At 62.7% G+C, this 20,074-nt stretch carries 19 protein-coding genes; 11 read left to right on the top strand and 8 right to left on the bottom strand.

Features of this window, described 5'->3' with window-relative positions; all coding sequences use genetic code 11:
• Nucleotides 1-5 precede the first annotated feature (5 nt).
• Nucleotides 6-1,361, top strand: a complete 1,356-nt coding sequence (locus D579_RS0107125; RefSeq protein ID WP_018951557.1) for a phenylacetate--CoA ligase family protein — start codon at nt 6-8, stop codon at nt 1,359-1,361.
• Between the two features lie 454 nt (nt 1,362-1,815).
• Here the strand turns inward: D579_RS0107125 and D579_RS0107120 are convergent, their stop codons facing one another.
• Complete coding sequence (locus D579_RS0107120) at nt 1,816-2,133, bottom strand: HigA family addiction module antitoxin (protein WP_018951556.1); 318 nt, start codon at nt 2,131-2,133, stop codon at nt 1,816-1,818.
• Nucleotides 2,134-2,142: 9 nt separating this feature from the next.
• The gene (locus D579_RS0107115; RefSeq protein WP_018951555.1) at nt 2,143-2,436 is read right to left on the bottom strand and encodes a type II toxin-antitoxin system RelE/ParE family toxin; all 294 of its coding nucleotides are present in this window, start codon (nt 2,434-2,436) and stop codon (nt 2,143-2,145) included.
• A gap of 439 nt (nt 2,437-2,875) precedes the next feature.
• On the opposite strand from D579_RS0107115, the gene D579_RS0107110 reads away from it, so the two are divergent.
• Together D579_RS0107110 and D579_RS0107105 are read left to right on the top strand one after the other, a co-directional pair.
• Nucleotides 2,876-3,121 (top strand): DUF6290 family protein, encoded by a 246-nt coding sequence (locus D579_RS0107110; protein WP_018866620.1) that lies wholly within the window; start codon nt 2,876-2,878, stop codon nt 3,119-3,121.
• Nucleotides 3,105-3,371: a type II toxin-antitoxin system RelE/ParE family toxin gene (locus D579_RS0107105; protein WP_018951554.1), complete on the top strand. Its 267-nt coding sequence runs from the start codon at nt 3,105-3,107 to the stop codon at nt 3,369-3,371. Before D579_RS0107110 ends, D579_RS0107105 begins: the two co-directional genes overlap by 17 nt.
• Before the next feature lie 448 nt (nt 3,372-3,819).
• Here the strand turns inward: D579_RS0107105 and D579_RS0107100 are convergent, their stop codons facing one another.
• Nucleotides 3,820-5,643, bottom strand: a complete 1,824-nt coding sequence (locus D579_RS0107100) for an asparagine synthetase B (RefSeq protein WP_038050269.1) — start codon at nt 5,641-5,643, stop codon at nt 3,820-3,822.
• A gap of 268 nt (nt 5,644-5,911) precedes the next feature.
• On the opposite strand from D579_RS0107100, the gene D579_RS0107095 reads away from it, so the two are divergent.
• From D579_RS0107095 to D579_RS0107080, 4 genes are read left to right on the top strand one after another with little or no spacing between them, the layout of a single operon-like run.
• Nucleotides 5,912-6,160, top strand: coding sequence for a phosphopantetheine-binding protein (locus tag D579_RS0107095; protein WP_017941958.1), 249 nt, complete (start codon nt 5,912-5,914; stop codon nt 6,158-6,160).
• 7 nt (nt 6,161-6,167) lie between these two features.
• Nucleotides 6,168-6,971 (top strand): hydrolase 2, exosortase A system-associated, encoded by an 804-nt coding sequence (locus D579_RS0107090; RefSeq protein WP_018951552.1) that lies wholly within the window; start codon nt 6,168-6,170, stop codon nt 6,969-6,971.
• Nucleotides 6,968-7,855: a hydrolase 1, exosortase A system-associated gene (locus D579_RS0107085; protein WP_018951551.1), complete on the top strand. Its 888-nt coding sequence runs from the start codon at nt 6,968-6,970 to the stop codon at nt 7,853-7,855. Before D579_RS0107090 ends, D579_RS0107085 begins: the two co-directional genes overlap by 4 nt.
• Nucleotides 7,852-8,829: a glycosyltransferase gene (locus D579_RS0107080; protein ID WP_018951550.1), complete on the top strand. Its 978-nt coding sequence runs from the start codon at nt 7,852-7,854 to the stop codon at nt 8,827-8,829. The genes D579_RS0107085 and D579_RS0107080 overlap by 4 nt, the downstream gene beginning before the upstream one ends.
• 18 nt (nt 8,830-8,847) lie before the next feature.
• On the opposite strand, the gene D579_RS0107075 is transcribed toward D579_RS0107080, so the two are convergent.
• Entirely contained in the window at nt 8,848-9,543 is a 696-nt protein-coding gene (locus tag D579_RS0107075) for a class I SAM-dependent methyltransferase (RefSeq protein ID WP_018951549.1), read from the bottom strand.
• A gap of 43 nt (nt 9,544-9,586) precedes the next feature.
• Entirely contained in the window at nt 9,587-11,197 is a 1,611-nt protein-coding gene (locus D579_RS0107070; protein ID WP_026289464.1) for an amino acid adenylation domain-containing protein, read from the bottom strand.
• 259 nt (nt 11,198-11,456) lie between these two features.
• Between D579_RS0107070 and D579_RS0107065 the strand changes: the two genes are divergently transcribed.
• From D579_RS0107065 to D579_RS0107055, 3 genes are all read left to right on the top strand, one after another.
• Complete coding sequence (locus D579_RS0107065) at nt 11,457-13,259, top strand: ABC transporter ATP-binding protein (RefSeq protein WP_018951547.1); 1,803 nt, start codon at nt 11,457-11,459, stop codon at nt 13,257-13,259.
• A gap of 377 nt (nt 13,260-13,636) precedes the next feature.
• Complete coding sequence (locus tag D579_RS0107060; RefSeq protein ID WP_018951546.1) at nt 13,637-14,836, top strand: sugar-transfer associated ATP-grasp domain-containing protein; 1,200 nt, start codon at nt 13,637-13,639, stop codon at nt 14,834-14,836.
• 88 nt (nt 14,837-14,924) lie between these two features.
• Entirely contained in the window at nt 14,925-16,022 is a 1,098-nt protein-coding gene (locus D579_RS0107055; RefSeq protein ID WP_231376845.1) for a hypothetical protein, read from the top strand.
• A gap of 177 nt (nt 16,023-16,199) precedes the next feature.
• On the opposite strand, the gene D579_RS0107050 is transcribed toward D579_RS0107055, so the two are convergent.
• From D579_RS0107050 to D579_RS0107040, 3 genes are all read right to left on the bottom strand, one after another.
• Entirely contained in the window at nt 16,200-16,922 is a 723-nt protein-coding gene (locus tag D579_RS0107050) for a 7-cyano-7-deazaguanine synthase (RefSeq protein WP_231376844.1), read from the bottom strand.
• A 39-nt stretch (nt 16,923-16,961) separates the two neighbouring features.
• Complete coding sequence (locus D579_RS0107045; protein WP_231376843.1) at nt 16,962-17,786, bottom strand: aminoglycoside phosphotransferase family protein; 825 nt, start codon at nt 17,784-17,786, stop codon at nt 16,962-16,964.
• Nucleotides 17,787-18,108: 322 nt separating this feature from the next.
• The gene (locus D579_RS0107040; RefSeq protein WP_018951542.1) at nt 18,109-18,951 is read right to left on the bottom strand and encodes a hypothetical protein; all 843 of its coding nucleotides are present in this window, start codon (nt 18,949-18,951) and stop codon (nt 18,109-18,111) included.
• A gap of 106 nt (nt 18,952-19,057) precedes the next feature.
• Here D579_RS0107040 and D579_RS0107035 point away from each other — a divergent pair, with 106 nt between their 5' ends.
• On the top strand, nt 19,058-20,068 hold the full coding sequence (locus tag D579_RS0107035; protein WP_026289463.1) for a glycosyltransferase: 1,011 nt from the start codon (nt 19,058-19,060) through the stop codon (nt 20,066-20,068).
• The last annotated feature ends 6 nt before the right edge of the window (nt 20,069-20,074 follow it).

Genomic DNA, 20,074 nt, shown 5'->3' with positions numbered 1-20,074 from the left:
GATACATGGGGCTGTATACGCAATGGGTAGCGCATGGCCTGTTCCCCCTGCAGGAGCGGCTCAAGGGCCATCCGACCGTGCGCCACTTGCGGGCCCTGGAGGCCAGCCAGTGGTGGAGCCCGGAGGCCCTGCGGGGCCTGCAGGCGCAGCGTTTGCAGGTGCTTCTGGAAAATGTCGCGCGGCAGGTGCCGTTCTACCGGGGGCTGTTTGCGCAACGGGGTTTATTCCCTTCGGACTTCTCCGGCATCGCGGATCTCCAGCGCCTCCCGGTCACCGACAAGGCACTGATCCGCGAGCAGGGTTCGGCGTGGCGCGCGGAGGGTGCGAGGCACCTTGAATCGCAGCACACCAGCGGTTCATCCGGCGAGCCGCTGAGCTTCTGGCTGGGCCCCGATCGCATCGGGACGGACATCGCCGCGCGCTGGCGGGCGACGCGCTGGTGGGGCCTGGATGTGGGCGACCGCGAACTGGTGCTGTGGGGATCCGCCGTCGAGAACGAGGCCCAGAATCGCGTACGGGCCTGGCGCGATCGCCTGTTCCGTTCGTACCTGGTCCCTGCGCGAGACCTGAATCCGGACCGGCTCGACCGGATCATCGAGCAAATACGCCAGCGCCGCCCGCGCATGCTGTTCGGCTATCCGTCGGCGCTGTCCCGAGTGGCCTGGCGGGCGCGCGAGCAGGGGCAACGACTGGACGATCTCGGGATCCGTGTCGCGTTCACGACCTCGGAGGTGTTGCGACCGGAATGGCGCGAGGTGATCGGCGAGGTGATGGGCTGCGGGGTCGCGAACGAATACGGCGCGCGCGACGCGGGATTCATCGCCCGCGAGTGTCCGGCGGGCGGCATGCACATCACGGCCGAGGCCCTGATCGTCGAAATCCTGGACGACGAGAATCGACCGGTGTCAGCCGGCGAGACCGGGAACATTGTCGTCACCAACCTGACGGGGCCGGAGTTCCCGTTCATCCGCTATCGCACCGGGGACCGGGGTGCGCTGGACCTGCGGCCCTGCCCCTGCGGACGTGGCCTGCCGCTGCTGCGCGATATCGACGGCCGCGCCAACGACGGCTTGATCGCGGCGGATGGCTCGTGGGTCCACGGCAGCCGTTTCAACTACCTGATGCGCGACCTGCCCGGGCTGCGCGCCTACAAGATCATTCAGCACGACCGAAATCGCGTCGAGGTTCTGCTGAACCTGGTCGCCCCATTGCCGACCGAGGCGGAGGAGCGACTGCGCCACGCGATCGTCGCCGCACTGGGCCAGACGATCCACGTGGAGGTCCACGTCGTGGATGCCATCCCGCCGGAGCCCAACGGCAAGCACCGCCACGTCGTGTGCCGCGCCCCCGCCCCCGATTGATTGCTCCGGGTGATGTCGGTCCCCGTGCCGACGTGGCTTGTTTCACCACAGAGGGCGCGGAGCGCACAGAGGTGAAAGATTGGATTCACCACGAAGTACACGAAGGCACGAAGAAGGGCTCGTTCACAGGAAGCGTGGGAAGAAGGGAAGATTTGTGAGGGTGTTACCGGGGCATGCCGGGTGATCGGGGTAACCCCAGCGCGGTGGATGCAGGCGGCCACCGAAGCCCACAAGGATCTGAGTCCGCGCTCAATGCACCCATCTGTCATCCCGGAAACCGCGCAGCGGTTATCCGGGATCTCCGGCGTCGGGGCTGAGCCGGGCGCCTGGGGCGGCCTCTGTGCGGGAGATCCCGGTTCTTCGCTTCGCTGCGGCCGGGATGGCAGTATCTTTTGATCCAGACCCTTCCCGTTCTTCTCGTCTTCCTGTTACCCGCCCTTGCGGGGAACCTGGCTCAGGCAGTCTGTTTCCACGAACTGAATTCGCGGATTTGTTCCAGTTCCGTCTGTTCCGATTGCTGGGCCTTGAATAAATCCCAGCGTACCTGAAGGTTCAACCAGAAATCGGGCGACATGGCGAAAAAGCGTGCTAGACGCAGCGACGTGCTTGGCGTAATGCCGCGCTTCTGGTTCACGAGCTCGTTGATGCGCTGATACGGAACATGGAGCGCGTCCGCCAACTGGCGCTGGGAGATATGCATCGGCTCCAGGAACTCTTTCGCCAGCATTTCACCGGGGTGGGTCGGCTGTCGGTGGGTAGGGATGCGGACCATGATTGTGCCTCAGTGGTAATCCGTGATTTCGACCTGGTCGGGCCCGGAGTCTGTCCAGGCGAAGCAGATCCGATATTGCTCGTTGATTCGAATGCTGTATTGGCCTTTTCGCTCTCCCGCCAGGGCTTCCAGCCGGTTACCCGGTGGGACTCTCAGCTCCTCAACGTTCATGGCCGAATCCACCAATTCCAGCTTTCTTGCGGCAACCCGCCATACAGATTGTGGGCAGACCTTGCGAGCAGCCTTCGACGAAAGCCCGTTGAAGATATCCTGAGTGCCTCGATCCTTGAAGCATACAATCATGGATACGCGGTATCACGGGTTCCATGCTATTCCAAAACCTGAAAAGGGCGGGGCGAAGGGCGGTGTGGGTGCCACGGACTGGAGATCCCGGCTCCCCGCATCGCTGCGGCCGGGATGACAGTGTCTTTCCGTCCAGAGCCTTCCCACTCTTCCATCTTCCTGTTGCCTGCCCTTGACCTGCCTTTCTCCGCGTCCTCTGTGCCCTCCGTGGTGCAATCGCCCTTGCCCTTCTTCGTGTCTACGTGCGCTTCGTGGTGAACACATCTAGAGGGCCGGCAGCATGCAGCCGCGACCAGCATCGCGTGGGCAAGCCGTCAGATCAAAGTGCTGGTTGAAGCGATAAGCGAAGGCTGCAAGAAGGATTAAACGCTCACCGGTCGCCACGCACACCGGGCTTTGATGTACTATGGTATGCACGCATACCACTGGATATTCCATCATGACCATACGTACAGGAGATACCCGTCAAACGGCTGTCCGGCTCCCGAAAGAGACGTATGGGCGCCTGAAAGCTCTGGCCGAAAAGACGGGCCGCACGACCACATACTACATCCGTGAAGCCATCGAGGAGCACCTGGAAGACCTGGAGGACATCTACCTGGCCGAACAGACGCTGGAACGTATCCGGAGCGGCGAGGAAGAGGTAAGCAGCTCCCAGGAGTTCTGGCGTGGCCTGGAGGATTGAGTACGCTCATTCCACCCGAAAGGCGGTGCAGAAACTCGACCGGAAGGCCCGCCAGCGCATACGCCGGTACCTGGAGGAGCGTGTAGCCCATCTGGATGATCCGAGAGAGCTCGGGAAACCGCTAAAGGGGCGGTTTACCGAGCTATGGCGTTATCGGGTTGGGGACTACCGTGTGATCTGCGAGTTGCGTGACGAGTCATTGGTGGTGCTGGTTGTGCGGATTGGACACCGGAAAGAGGTATACGATTAACGAGAGCCAGCCCGTCTGGTTCCCGCGACTGGCTGGCTCTCGTTGCTGAAAGCCCGTTGCGGTCATTCGGGATCTCCAGCGTTAGAGTAGAGCCGGGCGCCCGGGGCGTCTTCTATGCGGGGGATCCCGGCTCTCCGCTGCGCTTCGGTCGGGGTGACGATCGTGGTGTGCTGCGACCGGGATGACGATGGTGGTGGGGCGCGACCGGGGCGACGGTGTGGGGCGCTACGGCCCGGATGACGGGGGTATGGCATCCGCCACTGCCGGGAGAGCCGCAAGCAGTCGATCCCGAGTTATTTCATCCTGAGCCTTCGCGCGCTTCCCGCCTTCCTGTTCCCCGCCCTTGACCTGCCTTTCTCCGTGTCCTCTGTGCCCTCCGTGGAGCAATCGCCCTTGCCCTTCCTTAGTGTCTTCGAGCCCTTCGTGGTTAACCAAAAGAGCGCCTGGGCTAGCGCGCGGCAGGGTGCGATTCGAGCCAGAGGTCGAGCATCATCAGGATCCAGACGAAATCGCCGTAGTAGGCCGCATGCCCCTCGCGGTGCAGGCGGATCAGCTCGTCGATGAAGTCGTCGCGCAGGAAATCGCGACCCTTGAGGCGCAGCAGGCTGTCGTAGGCGAGTTCCTGTAATGGGGCGTGCTCCTGCATCCAGACGCCGAATGGCAGGCCGAAGCCGTGTTTCTTCTTGTCGATGATGGCGTCGGGCAGAAAGCCGGTGAACGCCTCCTTGTAAAAGTGGCGCAGCCGGCCGTTTTTCAGCTTGAGATCCGACGGCACGCGACAGGAGAACTCCACCAGGTCGTCGTCCAGCATCGGGAAGGCGACGTCCACCCCGGCCAGCTGGCACATCTCCGCGACCTTGCGCAGGTCGTTGTCGGCCAGGGTCTGCTGCCAGTCCAGGTACATCATGCGGTTGAGGCATGACGCCGGTTCCGGCTCCGAGTAGATCCGGCGCATGAGCTCCCAGGGTGCTTCGGTGTCCACCGCCGCGAGGAACTCCGGCTCGAACATCGCCTCCGGCGCCAGGCGGTGCAGGTAGTTGTAGGTCTGCAGTCGGTCCGGCAGCGGGATGCGGGCCTGCTCCACGTAGCTGCGGGCCTTGCCGGCCAGCGGCAGGCCTCGCGGCAATCGGGTAAACAATGGATCGAGCAGGTGGTGGCGCAGCGGCGCGGGGATCCGGCCCCAGTGTTCGAACACCCCTTGCTTGGCGTAGCGCGCATTGCCGGCGAAGAGTTCGTCACCGCCATCACCAGCGAGTAGCCGGGTGATCCCGGCGTCGGCCGCCATGCGCGCGCAGAAATAGGCCGGCAGCGCCGACGAGTTGCCGAAGGGCTCGTCGTAGCTGCGAGCGATCCGGGGCACGGCCTCGACCACGTCCTCCGGCGTCACGTAATACTCGTGGGCCTCGGTGCCGAAGTGCTGTGCGGCGATGCGCGCATACTCCATCTCGTCGTAACCGGGGGCATCGAAGCCGATGCTGAAGGTGTCCGCCCCGGGGTGTTTGCCGGCGAGCATCCCGGCGACCGTCGAACTGTCCAGGCCGCCGCTCAGGAAGGCGCCGGGGTGTGGCGTGTCCGCCCGACGGTCTACCGCCGCTTGCACGTGTTCGCGCAGGGCCTTTTCCAGGGCCTCGGGCGTGGCGCTGCGGTCTTCCTCGAAGCGCGGGCTCCAGTAGCGGGTTACTTCGGCCCGGTCGCCGTTGTGGGTCAGGCAGTGGGCGGCCGGCAGTTTCTCCAGCCCGGCGAACAGGCTGACCGGGGCCGGAAGCATGTGGAAGAAGCAGTAGTGGTAGAGGCCCTCGCGGGTCACCTCGGTGGCGACCGCCGGGTGGGCAGCCACACACCCGGCACTGGTGCCAAACGCCACGCCGCCATTCAGCCGTGCATAGTGGAGCGGTGTCTGGCCCAGGCGATCGGTGCCGGCTACCAGCCGGCCCCGGCCGGCATCCACGATGACCAGCGCATAGTCGCCGCTTACCTGTTCGAACAGGCCGGTGCCGTGTTGTCGCCAGGCCTCCAGCAGGGCCTGCGCGGGGTCGCGCTCGCGTGCGCGTTCCGCCAGTGAGGGTTTGCGCCATTGCGGATGGCCGGCGATTGCGGCGATGACGTCCCCTTCCTGTGCGGTCCAGCCGCCCCGAACCAGGCAGCCACCCAGGCGGTTCGTACACCGGGATTCAGGCGCCCCGGCGAGCCCCGGCAGGGCCGCCCCCTGGGCCTCGAGGGCGTCGCCCGGGGATGCGGCATTCACCGCGAACCATCCACAAAGTCCCGCCATCCGTCCGCCTGTTGCCTGGTCGGTCCAGGGAAACGCTGGTTGATGTACGCACCCGGGCGTGGGCCCGGCAATCCGTGCCGTATGGGTCACCATTCTACGTCCGGGGTCGGGCGTTCGAAGGCTTGTCGGGTGCAGGGGGTTAACGAGCCGATCACGCGGGACCCGCGGCCTGTCAGCGACGATCTGGACAGCCTGTACAGATGCGGTAACCTGCCTGCTAACCCGCATCCCCGGCCGGGCACGGATACCCGCCTTCAGGAACCCTTATATGTCGACCCTCGATCACACCCGGAATCTGCTGGACAGTGCCCTCAGCCTGAATGGACGCGCTCAGCAATTCGATCGCAACACCACGCTGCTGGGCGGCGTCCCCGAGCTGGACTCCATGGCGGTCGTATCGCTGATCACCGCGATCGAGAGCCACTTCGACATCGTGATCGATGACGACGACGTCAGCGCCGAGACCTTCGAGACGGTCGGCACCCTCGCCGATTTCATCGACGCCAAGCTGGACTAGCTCGGTCATGGAAGCCGGGTTCCTGGAAGGCAAGGCCGGGCCGGTGTTCCATGTGCTGCATCGGCCGGATGGTCCGTCCGTTCGGGGCGCGATCCTGTTTGTCCCGCCCCTGGCCGAAGAACTCAACAAGTCCCGCCGCATGGTGAACCTGCAGGCCCGCCGCATGGCGCAGGCCGGGTACGCGGTGCTGATCCCGGATCTCTACGGATGCGGCGATAGTGGCGGCGACTTCGGCGACGCCGACTGGGATCTCTGGCTGGACGACCTCGCCCGCTGTAGCGACCACCTCGAGGCCTGCTGCCCGGCGCCGCTTGTGGTCTGGGGGCTGCGCGCGGGATGTTTGCTGGCAGGCGATTTCCTGGCCGCACGTGCCGAACAGGCCGCCGCCGCGATCTACTGGTCGCCCGTCACGAACGGCGAACAACACCTGACCCAGTTCCTGCGTCTGCGCATGGCCGCCGGGATGATGGGCGGGCAGAAGGAAGGAACGGCTCAGTTGCGGGCCCAGCTGGGTGCGGGCGAGCCGCTGGAGGTCGCCGGGTACACCCTGGCGCCCGGTCTGGCCACCCGCCTGGCGGCAGCCCGTCTGCAGCAACCGCAGGCGGATGCGATCGAGTGGTTCGACGTGGCCGCGCAGGACACCGCAGCGTTACCGCCGGCGAGCGAACGCCTGATCGAGCGCTGGCGCGAGCAGGGGGGGGCGGTGACTGCAACGGTCGTGGGCGGCGACGCCTTCTGGTCCACCCAGGACATCATCGAGGTGCCGCAATTGCTGGAGGCGACTACACAACGCCTGGAGTCCCTGGCATGACCGAGCGCGCCGTGGTCTTTCGGGTGGGGGAGGACGAACTCCTGGGGATCCTGCATCCCGGGGTAGAAGACGCCCGGCGGGGTGTCCTGATCGCGGTGGGCGGGCCGCAGTACCGGGTGGGCAGCCACCGTCAGTTCCTGCTCCTGGCCCGGCATCTGGCGGCGCAGGGTATCCCGGTGTTCCGCTTCGATTTTCGCGGCATGGGCGACTCTTCCGGTGCCCAGCGCGATTACGAGGAGGTCCACGATGACCTGCAGGCAGCCATGGAGACTTTCTCGGCCGAGATGTCGGGGATGCACGAGGTGGTGATCTGGGGGCTTTGTGGTGCAGCCTCCGCGGCGCTGTTCTACGCCTGGCGCGACGCCCGGGTGGCGGGCCTGGTGCTGGCCAACCCCTGGGTTCGCACCGACGAGGGGCTGGCTCGAGCCTACCTGAAGACCTACTACCTGCAGCGCCTGATCAGTCGCGATTTCTGGGCCGGTGCCTTCAAGGGGCGTTTCAACCCCTGGGTGTCCCTGCGCTCCCTGGGACGTATGGTCGGCGCTGCGAGCAGCTCCAGATCCGGGCCTTCCGCTGGCGACCCCGGCGCTTCAAGCACGAACCTCGGCGACGCCCCGTTGCCGGACCGGATGGCCGAGGGATGGCAGCGTTTTCAGGGGCCGATCCTGGTGATCCTGAGTGGCGACGACCTGACCGCCGCCGAGTTTCGTGATGTGGCGACCAATGCGCCGGCATGGAGCGGGCTGCTGCAGGAGCCGCGGGTAACCCTGCAGGAACTGCCGGCTGCCAACCACACCTTCTCCCGACGCGAGTGGCGCGATCAGGTGGCGAACTGGACCCATGACTGGGTACGTGATCTTCCGGCGGCAGGCACAGAGTCATGACGGCGCGGGACGTCGGCAATCCGCTGGTGTCGGTCATCATGCCGGCCTACAACACGGCCGCATACATCGCCGAGTCCGTGGACAGTGTCCTCGACCAGGACTACCCCAGCGTCGAGCTGATCGTGGTGGATGATGGCTCGACCGACGGGACGATCGAGATCCTGCGCGAGTATGGTGACCGCCTGACGCTGCTGACCCAGCAGAACCAGGGCGCGGCCGTGGCCCGCAATGCCGGCATCGCGAAGGCGCAGGGCGACTATATCGCCTTTATCGATTCCGACGACGTCTGGTTGCCGGGCAAGCTTACGGCCCAGGTGCTCTACATGGAGCAGCATCCGGAGATCGGTTTCGTGCATACCGACTTCCTCTCCTGGAAGCCGGGTGCGGATGGCCGGTTCGCTCCGGCCCGTACACTGGCTGACCCTCCGGTCCCGGTCACCGAAGCACCGGGCATTGTACTGGAGGGGTCGGGCTGGGTGTACAACCAGCTATTGATGGAGTCACTGCCGCATACGATCACCGTGATGATGCGGCGTACGCTGGTCGATCAGGTGGGCGAATTCGATCCGGAACTCAAGCGCGGCCAGGACTATGACTACTGGATTCGGGCTTCGCGGCTGACCGAGTACCGCCAGCTGGATCGGGTGACAGCCCTGTATCGCCTGCACGGGCGCGGCTGCATTACCAAGTATCCGGATGTGAATTACGAGGTCGAGGTTGTCCAGCGGGCACTGGACCGCTGGGGCCTGGTGGGCCCAAATGGCGAGGAAACTCCCTGGTCCCGGGTGCGCGAGCGGCTTGGCGAGGCCTGTTTTACCTTTGGGTATCACCATTACTGGGAAGGTGATCCACGCATTGCTCGGCGGGCCTTCCTTCAGGCCCTGCTGCGCAAGCCGGGGCGGGCGAAGACCTGGGGATATCTGGGTGCGAGTACCCTGAAGGCCCTGCTCCCGGGCAAGGGAGGCGCTGATTAAGGTACGCCTCGGAGCCCTTCAGTGGCGATTGCGGTATACGGCTACCCGCCCGATCGGCATCTTTCTGAGCCGCTTCGTGCGGTATTCCCGGTAGTCGATTCGTTCCAGGAACGAAGCCTGGTCCAGCAGGCGTCTCTGGGTTGGGTTCTGATACACGATCAGCACATCCCGCGGCTTGGCCTGCAAGGACCTCTCGAGATTCGCGAGCACCCGCTCCATGATCGCGCCCTTGAACGGATTGAACAGATAGATCAGCAGGTCGTCCGGCGGCAGCTCGAACGCGCCCGCATCGTCGCAAACGGTTTCGATCGTGTGAACGCGGCGTTCGGGGTGTCGATAGATGCGGCCGTTCTCGGCGGCGATGGCATCCAGACGCGGGTTGTATTCGACCCCGATGATCCGCCGGAACGGATGGTGTGCTGCGAGCAGCAAGGCCTTGCCCTTGCCCGAGCCCAGATCGATAAAGGTGTAGCGGTCCGCGCTGATCTCCAGGGATCGGATGATGCGAGGGAACAGCCGCGGGGGTGCGCCCTCGTACCCCTCGTGTTCCTGCGGCAGCCCCGCGTCGTCCTCGGCCTGCATGCCGGTATTGGTGCCGTGCTTGCGGTCGAAATCCGTCAGATGGAACAGGATGTTCCGCGGGATGAGTGTCAGGGTGCGCCACCAGCCATTCTTGCGCAGGGAGGCGCGCAGCCGCGCAAGTGCATCCGTCATGTGCTCGCCCGGGTGCTTGTGCAGTCGGAAAAGGGGATGTGCTTCATGCCTCAGTCGTCTCCAGCTGCGCGACGAGCGCCTTGCGGTCGACCTTGCCGTTCGCATTCAGCGGCAGGTTCTCGAGCGAGTGGATGGTTCGCGGGACCATCACGGCGGGCAGGCGCTGGCGGAGCCGGTCGCGCAGGGCTGCCTCGTCGACTTCTTCCGCGACCACGAAGGCCACGATCCCGGAGGCGCCGCTTTCCGTTCGTGGCCATCCAACGGCCACGGCCTGGTCCGTGCCGGCGGCCTCGCGTAGTTCGGCTTCCACTTCTCCGAGTTCGATGCGCACCCCGCCAATCTTGATCTGGTGATCCAGGCGCCCGAGAAAGATGAGCGGTTCGCCCGGGGGCGGCCGGCGCACCAGGTCCCCCGTGCGGTAGTGCACGCGCCCATCGTCCAGGTGCACAAAGGCCTTCGCCGTGCGTTCGGGGTCCTTCCAGTAGCCGGGGGTCACCTGCGGGCCGCTGATCAGCAGTTCGCCCTCGGCCCCGATGGGTACCTCCTGCAGGGCCTCGTCCGCCACGCGCAGCCCCACCTGGTTGCCCGGATAGCCGATCGGGACCATTCCGTGCTCGCATTCCGCCGGTGATTGCTCCGGCTCCCAGCGGTAAAAGCAGGCATCCACTGTGCATTCGGTGGGCCCGTAGGCGTTGTCGATCCAGGCATTGGGCGCGGCGGCGGCCATCGCCCCGGCCAGTTCCGCCGAGAGGGCCTCGCCGCCAAAGCGGCACAGGCGCAGGTCCGGAAAGCGTCCCGGTGCCCATCCGTTGCGACGGTTCATCCCGTGCCCGGCCGAGGGGGTGATGTCGATGACCGTGAGGGCCTTGTCCGCAATGTAGCGGTTGGGGTTGAACCATTCCTTCGCGGAGGGGCAGCAAAGGCAGGCACCAAACGCCCAGGACACGTACAGGTCGAACATCGACGAGTCGAAGGTGATGTCGTAGAACTGCGAGAAGCGGTCCGTCTCGTTGATGCCGAAGTCGCGGTAGCGTTCCTGCGACATCTCTACAAAACGCGTCACATTGCTTTGCAGGACACCCACGCCCTTGGGAACGCCGGTGCTGCCGGAGGTGAAGAACAGGCAGGCCAGATCATCCCGAGATATGGTCGCTGGCACCCATTCCGTGGGCCGGAGGGAATCCTCGATCACCCGGAAGTCGTGCCGGGGCCAACGCGTCTTCAGCTCATCCAGCCGCTCCGCATCGGGCAGCAGTATGGCAAGCGGCCGGGAGAACGCCCCCAACAGTTCATCGAGCCGTTCCAGCCCCTGGAGATCCACCAGCAAGCCCGACAGATCGGCCTGTTCGGCCATGGCGATCGTGCGTTCCGCGGGAAAGCCCGGATTCAGCGGGACCAGCGTATGGCCGGCCATCAGGGTCCCCAGGATGCCCTGGTACATCGGCAGCGAGCGCTGCGCCAGTACGCCGACCCGAGCCGGTATGCCTGCACTCAGGGCCTGTTGCAGCCCATGAGCAACATCCGCCCCCGCCCCGAATAGCTCGCGGTAGGTGAACGCGCGGCCCTCCACGTCCAGCGCAGGGCGGTCGGGGAATCGTTCTACCGAACGCAGGAAGCCGGTCAGCATACCCCTCGTTAGCCCGGCGTTTGGCATGGTTGCGGCCCTCGTTCTGCTTCAAAACCCTTTGCCGACGGGGCTTCCGGGACATTCCGGTCAGCACACACCGGCCATCCATTCGCGCCGTTGTCTGCTCGCGCATCCACGGTGCCATCAACGAGAGCATCGGCGATCACCTCATCTCGTACAATCGAAACGAGAAGCCAGCCTCAAGGCTTGGCTAACGGCTGCCTGATGGCGGTTCCCCCGTGGGTCGCCAAGGCCCCTCGCATGAAGGATCCGGGTCGGCGAAACCATGCTGCAAACCCTGCGCAAGCTGAATGCCCTGCTGGACCCCCGTGATCGCGGGAAGGTCGGGCTTCTGGTGATTCTCATGATCGTCACGGCCTTCATGCAGACCGCGGGCATTGCCTCGGTGATGCCGTTCCTGGCGGTGCTGTCCGACCCGAACATGGTCCACGACAACGAGATGCTGCGCCTCGCCTACGAATGGCTTGGTTTCGAGTCCACCGGCAGCTTTCTCCATTTCCTGGGTGTGGCGGCGTTTGTGCTCTTCGTCAGCGGAACCGCACTCCAGGCCCTGAACCAGTGGGCCATCACGCGCTTCACCCACATGCAGCAGTACGAGCTTTCGCGGCGGCTGATGGGCGACTACCTCAGCCGGCCGTTCACGTTTTTCCTAAACCGCAATTCGGGCGACCTTGCCAAGACCGTCCTGCAGGAGACGACTCAGGCCATCAATGGCGCATTGATGCCGGCCATGAAGCTGGTGAGCCAGGGCCTTCTGGCGATATCGATTATCACGCTCCTAGTCGTGGTCCAGCCCTGGCTGGCGGTCACCGTCGCCCTTGGGCTCGGCAGTATCTACGCGAGCATCTACCTTGCCGCGCGAACCTGGTTGAACCGCATCGGCACGGATCGAGTGGAGGCAAACCGGGAGCGCTTTACGGCAGCAGCGGAGGCTTTCGCTGGTGCCAAGGAGATCCGTCTTCTCGGGCGTGAGCGAGACTATCTGGAGCGTTACCGGCGCCCATCGAAGCGTTTTGCCAGCCATCAGGCCAATGCGATCCTGCTGAAAGAGATCCCACAGTATGCGATCGAAGCCATCGCGTTTGGCGGCGTTCTCCTTCTGGTCCTGTTTCTAATGGCTGGCGACGGAGGCCTTGCCACGGCTCTTCCCTTGATCGGGCTATATGCACTGGCGGGCCGGCAACTGATCCCAGCGTTCCAGAAGATCTTTCAGCAGGTTGCCTCGCTGCGTTTCAATGTCGCTGCAGTCGACAACATCCTTCAGGATCTTGGCCATCCGACCCAGGTCGAATTTTCGACCGAAACCGCAGATGGAGTGGCGCCACTGGCGCCCAGGTCAGTTCTAACCACCACGGATCTTGCATACACCTATCCCGGTCACGATGAGCCGGCGGTCCGCGATGTTTCGATAACCATCGAGGCTAGGACGACCGTCGGGTTCATCGGTTCGTCCGGCGCGGGAAAAAGCACCTTGCTTGACCTGCTACTGGGGCTGCTCGAACCGAACCAGGGCCAAATCCGGATCGACGATGAACCCCTTGCGCTCCGCAACGTGCGCAATTGGCACCAAGCAATCGGCTATGTTCCACAGCACATCTTCCTGGCGGACCAAAGTGTTGCTGCGAACATCGCCCTCGGCGTTCCGTCCTCCCAGATCGATTATGCGGCCGTAGAACGAGCCGCCCGTCTCGCGAACTTGCATGATTTTGTCACCCGAGAGCTTCCTCTCGGCTACAACACAATCGTGGGCGAACGGGGCACCCGGCTTTCCGGCGGTCAGCGCCAGCGTATTGGTATTGCTCGCGCCCTCTATCGCGACCCTGAGGTGTTGTTCTTCGACGAAGCGACCAGCGCGCTCGATAACGCCACCGAGCGCGCCGTCATGGATGCCATTCACAAACTCGCCGGGAACAAAACGATCATCCTCGTTGCTCACCGATTGACAACCGTCGCCCCCTGCGACCGGATCTTTATTCTGGAAAAGGGGCGGGTAGTCGATGCGGGGACTTGGGAGGAGCTCTCCGAGCGGAGTGGCTCCTTCAAGACTCTGGCGGCTAGCGCAAGTTGATGGCACTGGGTCTAACCCCTGCGACCGCTATCGCCACACTGACCCGCTTGGAGCACACGTGACGAACGCAAAGCTTTCCGTTGGTACCCGCGCCTTCCAAGACCAGACGGGCCGTTCTGCGGGCAGAGGTTCTAATGCGTAAGCGGTGCACCGCAGTAACGGGGGAAAGCTGTAGTGCTACCCCGCAACCCGTTGAAGGCGGGGATCGGCCGCCTGTTCCTGATAAAAACGGGCGTGCTACGGCGGGCGGCTCCGTTGTGCAGGCTGACTGCACGGCGTTCGCTGCGCCCGGTTCTCGCGCAAAAGCGACTCGCGCGCGAACATCTACATTAATCACTGTCCCCCAGCGAACGAAAATGAGGCCGGAGTGAGCAATAATGGAATTAGGCCAGAAGGAGGAGGCGGTTCCGGTGGGAGCCTGCTGGCGCACGTTGATGCGCCGTGCCCGCCGCAAGATGCTCCGCCATGTCAGACCCCCGGTGAAGCTTTCTCGAACACAGCGCGCCTACTATCGAACGCAGCACGTCGACATTAATGACGAGACCTTCGCGCGCTTTTACAAAGCGGGTCTGCTAGATGACCTTGATCGTGACACTGTGGAGCGAGCCCGGGCCTATCAGCTGCGTGTGTTGGGGCGCCCGATTGATGTCGCGATCCATGCGGCTTTCCATAACCTCCACGGGTATTCGGATTCGCGCCTGCTTCCACGCCACTTGTACTGGCACATCCTCATGCCTTTCCTCAATGACCTCAGTTTTCGTTCCGCATATTCTGACAAGAATCTGTATCACTATTTTGCAGGCGCTTCACGAACCCCGATTTCTCGTCTCAAGTGTGTTGCCGGGAACTTCTACGATTCTGATAACGTATCGCTGAACCCGTCTACTCCGGTCCGGGATGTCTTGGGTGGGGCGGGGAATATGATTATCAAGCCATCCAGAACCGATAATGGATGCCGCGTCGCATCTCTTGACCTGTCGCCCGACGGTGTGGAGTGTGATGGGCTTATCCGTAGAACCGTGGGTGAGCTTTCTGACGTCTATGGGGCGAACTTTGTTGTCCAGGAGAAGCTGGCTCAGCATCCGGTCCTGGCGGCCCCTCATCCGCCCTCGGTTAATACCCTTCGGGTCCTTACGCTGCGCTGGTCGGGCGAAATCCACTATTTGTTGGCCTTCGCGCGTTTCGGTACGGGTGGAGCCGTTAACGATAATGCGGGAACGGGGGGTATCTGCGTTGGAATCGTTGGCAACGGGGCGTTGAAGGATCATGCCGTGACCGAGGCGGTAGAGCGCCTGGCTCGGCATCCTGATACGGGCTACGAGTTTGGCCGGCGTCCGGTGGTCCCCGCCTTCGAGAGGGCGGTGAATTTATGCAAGGACATGCATCGCGACGTGTTGCATCATAATATTGTGTCGTGGGACATCGCCATTGATGTGAACGAGGAGCCAGTGTTTATCGAACATAATTTTCGCGGAGCATTGTGGCTCTACCAGATGGCGGTTGGCACGCCCGCGCTGGGGACGCTTACCGACGAGGTATTGTTGTGGGCAGCACAGCAACAAGGGCAGATTGGATAAAGGTGCAAAGCGGCGGTGGGAGTGATGTTCTTATTGCGCCCAGGCCTTCGGTCCGGCCACGAGCCTGACCGGTTGGGAGAACCTCGAGATGGCCCAGCGTAAGGGGCTTCTTCTGTTTTCACGTCCCGATGCCAAGTTCGAGAGTTGGGCACGGGGTGTTCGGGCTATATCAGACACCCATGAGGCGGTATCCGCGTGGCGTCCCTGGTTCGGGTTCTGCCATTTCCTCCGGTATAGAGTTCAGGGCTACCGAGTTGATGCCTTCGTCGTGCGCTACCTCAACGATCCTGGGTCCCCGGCATCGGCGCTGCTGCGGCTTGGAGGTGATGCGGTCACGCTATTTGTCGCACGCCTTCTTGGGATCCCCGTATTCTGGATACTGCACAATGTGGATCGTGAGACGTGTAACCAGCGCCCTTTGATTATCCGGTGTCGTCGTCACCTGGTACGCCGGAACGCATCGGCGTTTTTCGTGACCGAGAAGGCGTTGGTGGAGCCGGCACAACGACTGCATGCTCTGCCAGCGCCGGTTCAGGTCCTGCCGTTGGGTGAGCCCAGTGAGGCGTGCCTTTACCCAGAGCAGTCATCAGACACATGGGATCGTTTTCGGAGTGGGGCCGAGCGATGGCTCAGGGCAGAAGGTGTCGACTTCCCCCCCTGCCTCCTGGTGGTTGGAACCCCGGAAGAGAAATACACGCACTTCTGGCGGTTGCGCGAATTGCTGGACCACGCCCGAGGGCGTGGTGTGCCTGTCAGAGCGCTCGTAGTTGCGCCCCTTGATGAAGGGTATGGGGAGGATTTGCGGCGGGAGCTGGCCGAGCACGTAGCCCGCGGGACGGTGTACCTCAGCGAGACTTTTGTCCCGTTGAACTGGAAATGGGCGAAAAAGCACTGCACGGCGTTGCTTCGAGGCTATTCGGATTTATCGATGTCGCATGCGATCTACCACTCAGTGTCTGTGGGGATGCCGGTCCTCGCGATGCCCGGGTCTGTAGTTCCCAAGGTGGTTCGTGACGAGGAGATTGGCGAGGTACTGGAGGACGACTTCAGTAATCTGGAGCAAGTCCTGCGGCAGCTACAGCCTTTGAATGACGCAACAGTCGCTGGGTTCTTTTCCGCGCGAACCGGTGTGCGTGCCGCTGAAGTGCTGCTCCAGGCTGTACGCGATGTTGCCGCAGCGCGATGAAGAGGGGCCTGGTCTAGGTGTGGCCTCTCAAGGTGATCCTCGGGCTACCTTTGGGCAGCCTTGTGGGATCCACTGCCAGCGTCTTCCGCGACGCACCGTGCCGGCCCACTTTACGCTGTACGGCAGTGCCGGCGCGCGACTTAATGCCCGAGACGGCGCACAAAGGGAAGTGTTTCCCTAGCATGACGTGCGACGCTTGCTAGCAAGCCCTTCCCAGAAGCTTCGGTGCTGTATTCGGCGTAGAAACGGGATCCTCCAGCCCATGCCTTGCTCAATCGCGTACTTGCATGGCGCGCAGCGGCCACAGGGTTTCCCCGTTCTGGGCTGGTGGCAGAACCATGTCTCTTGCATGATCGAGCGAAAGCCGTTTTCGTCTGCGATCTGCATCATGTCGGTTTTTGAAAGGTGCATGATCGGAAATCGGAACGGCTCGAACAGCGTCCATATTGCATGGTCGAATTCCGTCTTCCCTGTTGCTTCCAGTTTCCCGTGGTGAACGTGTGGCCCGAGCGTTTTTTCGATTCTTCCACCGCCCTGGATCCCGAGTTCCAGGGGGCGCTCCAAACGCCTGGCATATCCAGCGAGCCAAGGGTATTGGGTGCCGATGTCTTTGTGGCTGTAGATGGTCTTGAAGGCGCGTCGGATATCATCCGGGATAGGGGCTCCCCGAGCGGGCGCATACTCAGTGGGGAGCAGGCGATCGGATGTCTCGCTCCATAGCTGTTGGGCCATCGCTCGTATTCGCGACATGGCCCGGATTTCCTCGCCGGTCGACTCCCGTGTCTCGTCTACGAGATAGTGAGGTTGGATGACGTCACTGGACTCGGCGAGGATCTGACAAACTCGGAAGGTACTGTCGAATCCCCCAGTCCAGAGGATGTTGCGTACGGGTTTGCTCATATGGAGTGTCATTGAGTGAAGGCGGGTCGAGTGCGCCATTCAGGCGTAGCGTTGAAGGAGGTCCAGAAGCCGTTTCCTGCAATGCCATAGTACCCGGGCTTCCAGTGCCTTGCGGCGCCGGACCTGCGGAAATGTGTCGCTTCCGTTAGCGAGCCGTAGAAGGAAGTATCGCGCGGCGACAAGTTCGAACAGCGGGTTGTTCTGGTGATCTACTGAGCAGCCATCCAGAAAGGCGTCCTGCAGTTGGCCAAGTTCGCGTGCGGAATTGAGGTGCTCCCATTTGGAACATTCGAGCTCGACCCAGAATGAGCAGACGTCAACCATCGGTATGTCCGTTCCGGAGTTGCCGAAATCGAGCACTTGTATGCGGCCATCAGCGATCCAGATGTTGTGAGACTTGTAGTCTCCGTGACAAAAGGTGGTTGCCAGCTGGATCTCCGGTTGCTTCGAGATGATTTCCTGGGCCACGCGTTCGAATTTCGTGAGGTAGTCCGGTGGGAGCCAGGGGATCCGTTGGTTCGAAATGCGAATGACCTGTGCCTCGCAGAATTCGAGCAGCGAGTCTGCCTCGAACGTGTCGGTATCGTCATCGGCTAGTGTGTGCAATTCGCGCAGCCAGCTCCCCACATGGCGCACAGGCTCCTTCAGATCGAGTAGCAAGCGCGGGTTCCACGCGGACATGTGCTCGGCAAGCAAGTGTCTGAGCGGCTTCCCGGGGAGGGCGCTCATGGCGAGGGCGTTGTAGTCGGGGTAATACCCGATGGGATCCGGAGTGCTCGGCTCGGTCAGAAGAGGCGCGGCACTTACGCGTTGGAGTGTGGCGTACTCCTTTCGAAGTTTCTCCGCCCGGACCTCTGCGTCCATGCCGCTGACCCAACGCGGAAGGCCTTTAAGGTACACCAGGAAAGAGCCTCCCGTGTCGACGAAATGTAGCCGGAAGATGCGGGAGTACGGATAGTCCTGGACCCATACTCGGTGAAGGTGAGGGGGGGATGTGGAGCCCCGGTGTCGTTGAACATCGTGAACGAGCCGTTCTCGTAGTGTCGTTGGCAGTCCAGTGCGGTTAATCAGCTTCATGCCGTCCCTCTGCATGGGATCTCTCCGGGTGGACCCGGCGCATTAGCGGATCGAGAAATGTCTGCCATCCGCTGGATGCAGCCTGCTGCGTTATGCCGCAGGGTTGTCATTACGCCTCCCTCGGGAGGAGTTGCTGGTTGTTAAAGTTTTCGATCCGTTCCCGAATTCGCGTCAACCGGTCGTTCAAGACGGCATCCTTGCCAAGCTGAAAGCTCTGGCTTCGAGACAGCTGAGCCAGTTTTTGACGGAAGGCGACCGCCTTGAGTCCGGCGACCGCCCTCCCTGCCAAGGAGGAGGGAGGCCTGGACCAGATAACCGGGAGGCTTCGAAAATGGATCGACGTGTCCATTGAGGCGGCCCAGTCTTCCCACTTGGAAAGCAACATCTCCCGGTTGGTCATGACAGGTAACCAGGGCACGCGCAGGGCTTCCGCGGCAATGGCGCCGTGCATGGCAGAACAGATGAGGCGGCGCGAACGTCCGATCTGGTCGAGGACGCTGGCACAAGGTTCCTCGGGGTGGATGAAATGAACCCCGGCCTGCTCGCATAGCGCCTTCATGTGCTCGGAGTAGAGGCCGTGGTGGGGCATGAAGGCGCAGTCGATGTCCTTGGTGCAGTTCAGGTTCTGTGTTTCGTGAACGAGCAGGCCCGGGTCCGAAATGGCGAATTCGGGCGGCAATCCAAGAGTGTTGGCGGTCAATGGCCCGCGAACAAAGTGCACCCGCCAGCGAGCTTTGGCATCGGGCTGAACATTTCCGTACCCGGAGCCACTGCCAAAGATGTGCAATACGCCCTTCGGGGGCAGGCGTTCATTCAGCAAGGTTCCGATTCCTACAAATACCTCTTGGGATCCTGGCGTCTTCTCCAGAGGCGCTTGAATAAAATGCGGCCAGAGATAGTCGTTGAGGGCATCGCCAAAGTTGGGGCGCTTACGATAGCTATAGAGATACATCTCGGGCTCCAGCACAATTCAGGGACGTTCCCCGGGCTCCGGAGTTGGGCGGATGACCGTGAGCGCCACAGGGCGATTGTTTAGGCCTCTTCATGGAGAGAACACCGTGTCCGTGACTCCCGTAAAGATTGCGGTGGTGATACCGTATTTCCAGCGTAAGCGAGGGCTTCTGCGCCAGTGCGTGCGCTCGGTGCTGGAGAATGCCACCGGCGTCGATACGGCCGTCGTGGTGGTCGACGATGGGTCTCCGTTGCCTGCCGAGGAAGAGATCGGTGATCTGCTGAGGGATGGCCCTGTCGAAATCGTTCACCAGAAGAATGCCGGGCCGGCGGCCGCCCGGAATATGGGGCTCAGCCGTGTCGAACCCTACGCGTCTTACGTGACCTTCCTGGACTCTGATGACGAATGGACCGGCCCCTTCCTGGAAGATGCCGTCCGCGCGCTGGACCAGGGGTTCGATCTCTTCGTAGGAAACAGTCGCCGGGTTGGAATTCCGGTGTCGCGGTTCGAGTGGTCCGATGTCCAGAGCCAGAATATCCATCCAGGCGGGCACCGTCTGGTGGACCCAGATCATGATGTTTACGAGTACGTAGGGAGCTTTTTCGATCTTTTGGTGCGGCGAAGCAATGTGATTGGCGCGACAACGATGGCTTTCCGTCTTGACCGATTCCCCGGGATCCGCTTCCGCGAGAGTCTTTTTCAAGGCGAAGATCGGCTGTTCAAGCTCACACTGGGGCAGTCGCTGGGCCGCGTAGCGTTTTCGCCCCGCATCTATGCGGAGGAGGGCGAGGGCGTAAATATATTCGACAAATCGGGTTGGAAGACGGACGGATACCTGCGTCTGACATCCAATTACATTGCGCTGTCGCGCATGGTGCTGGATGAGATCCGGCTTGATGCATCGCAGCGCGCTTTTGTGCGGGGGCAACTGGCCGACTCGCGGCGTGCCTTCGTGGCAGCGGTGCTGCACCAGCTTAGACACCGGAAGCCGCTCGACTGGGCACAGGTCCGGGCGACACTGCGCGGCGATCCGACAGGGGCTGTCCTGTTCCTCCCGAATGTTCTTCGCCTGGTCGCTGGCCACCTTGGAGTAAAGGGACGGCGGCGTCCAGGGTAGGCGATG

Origin of the sequence: Thioalkalivibrio sp. AKL12 (assembly GCF_000377925.1) — a bacterium.
In the GTDB taxonomy this organism is placed as follows: domain Bacteria; phylum Pseudomonadota; class Gammaproteobacteria; order Ectothiorhodospirales; family Ectothiorhodospiraceae; genus Thioalkalivibrio; species Thioalkalivibrio versutus.
This window is presented reverse-complemented; position numbering and strand designations above follow the sequence as displayed.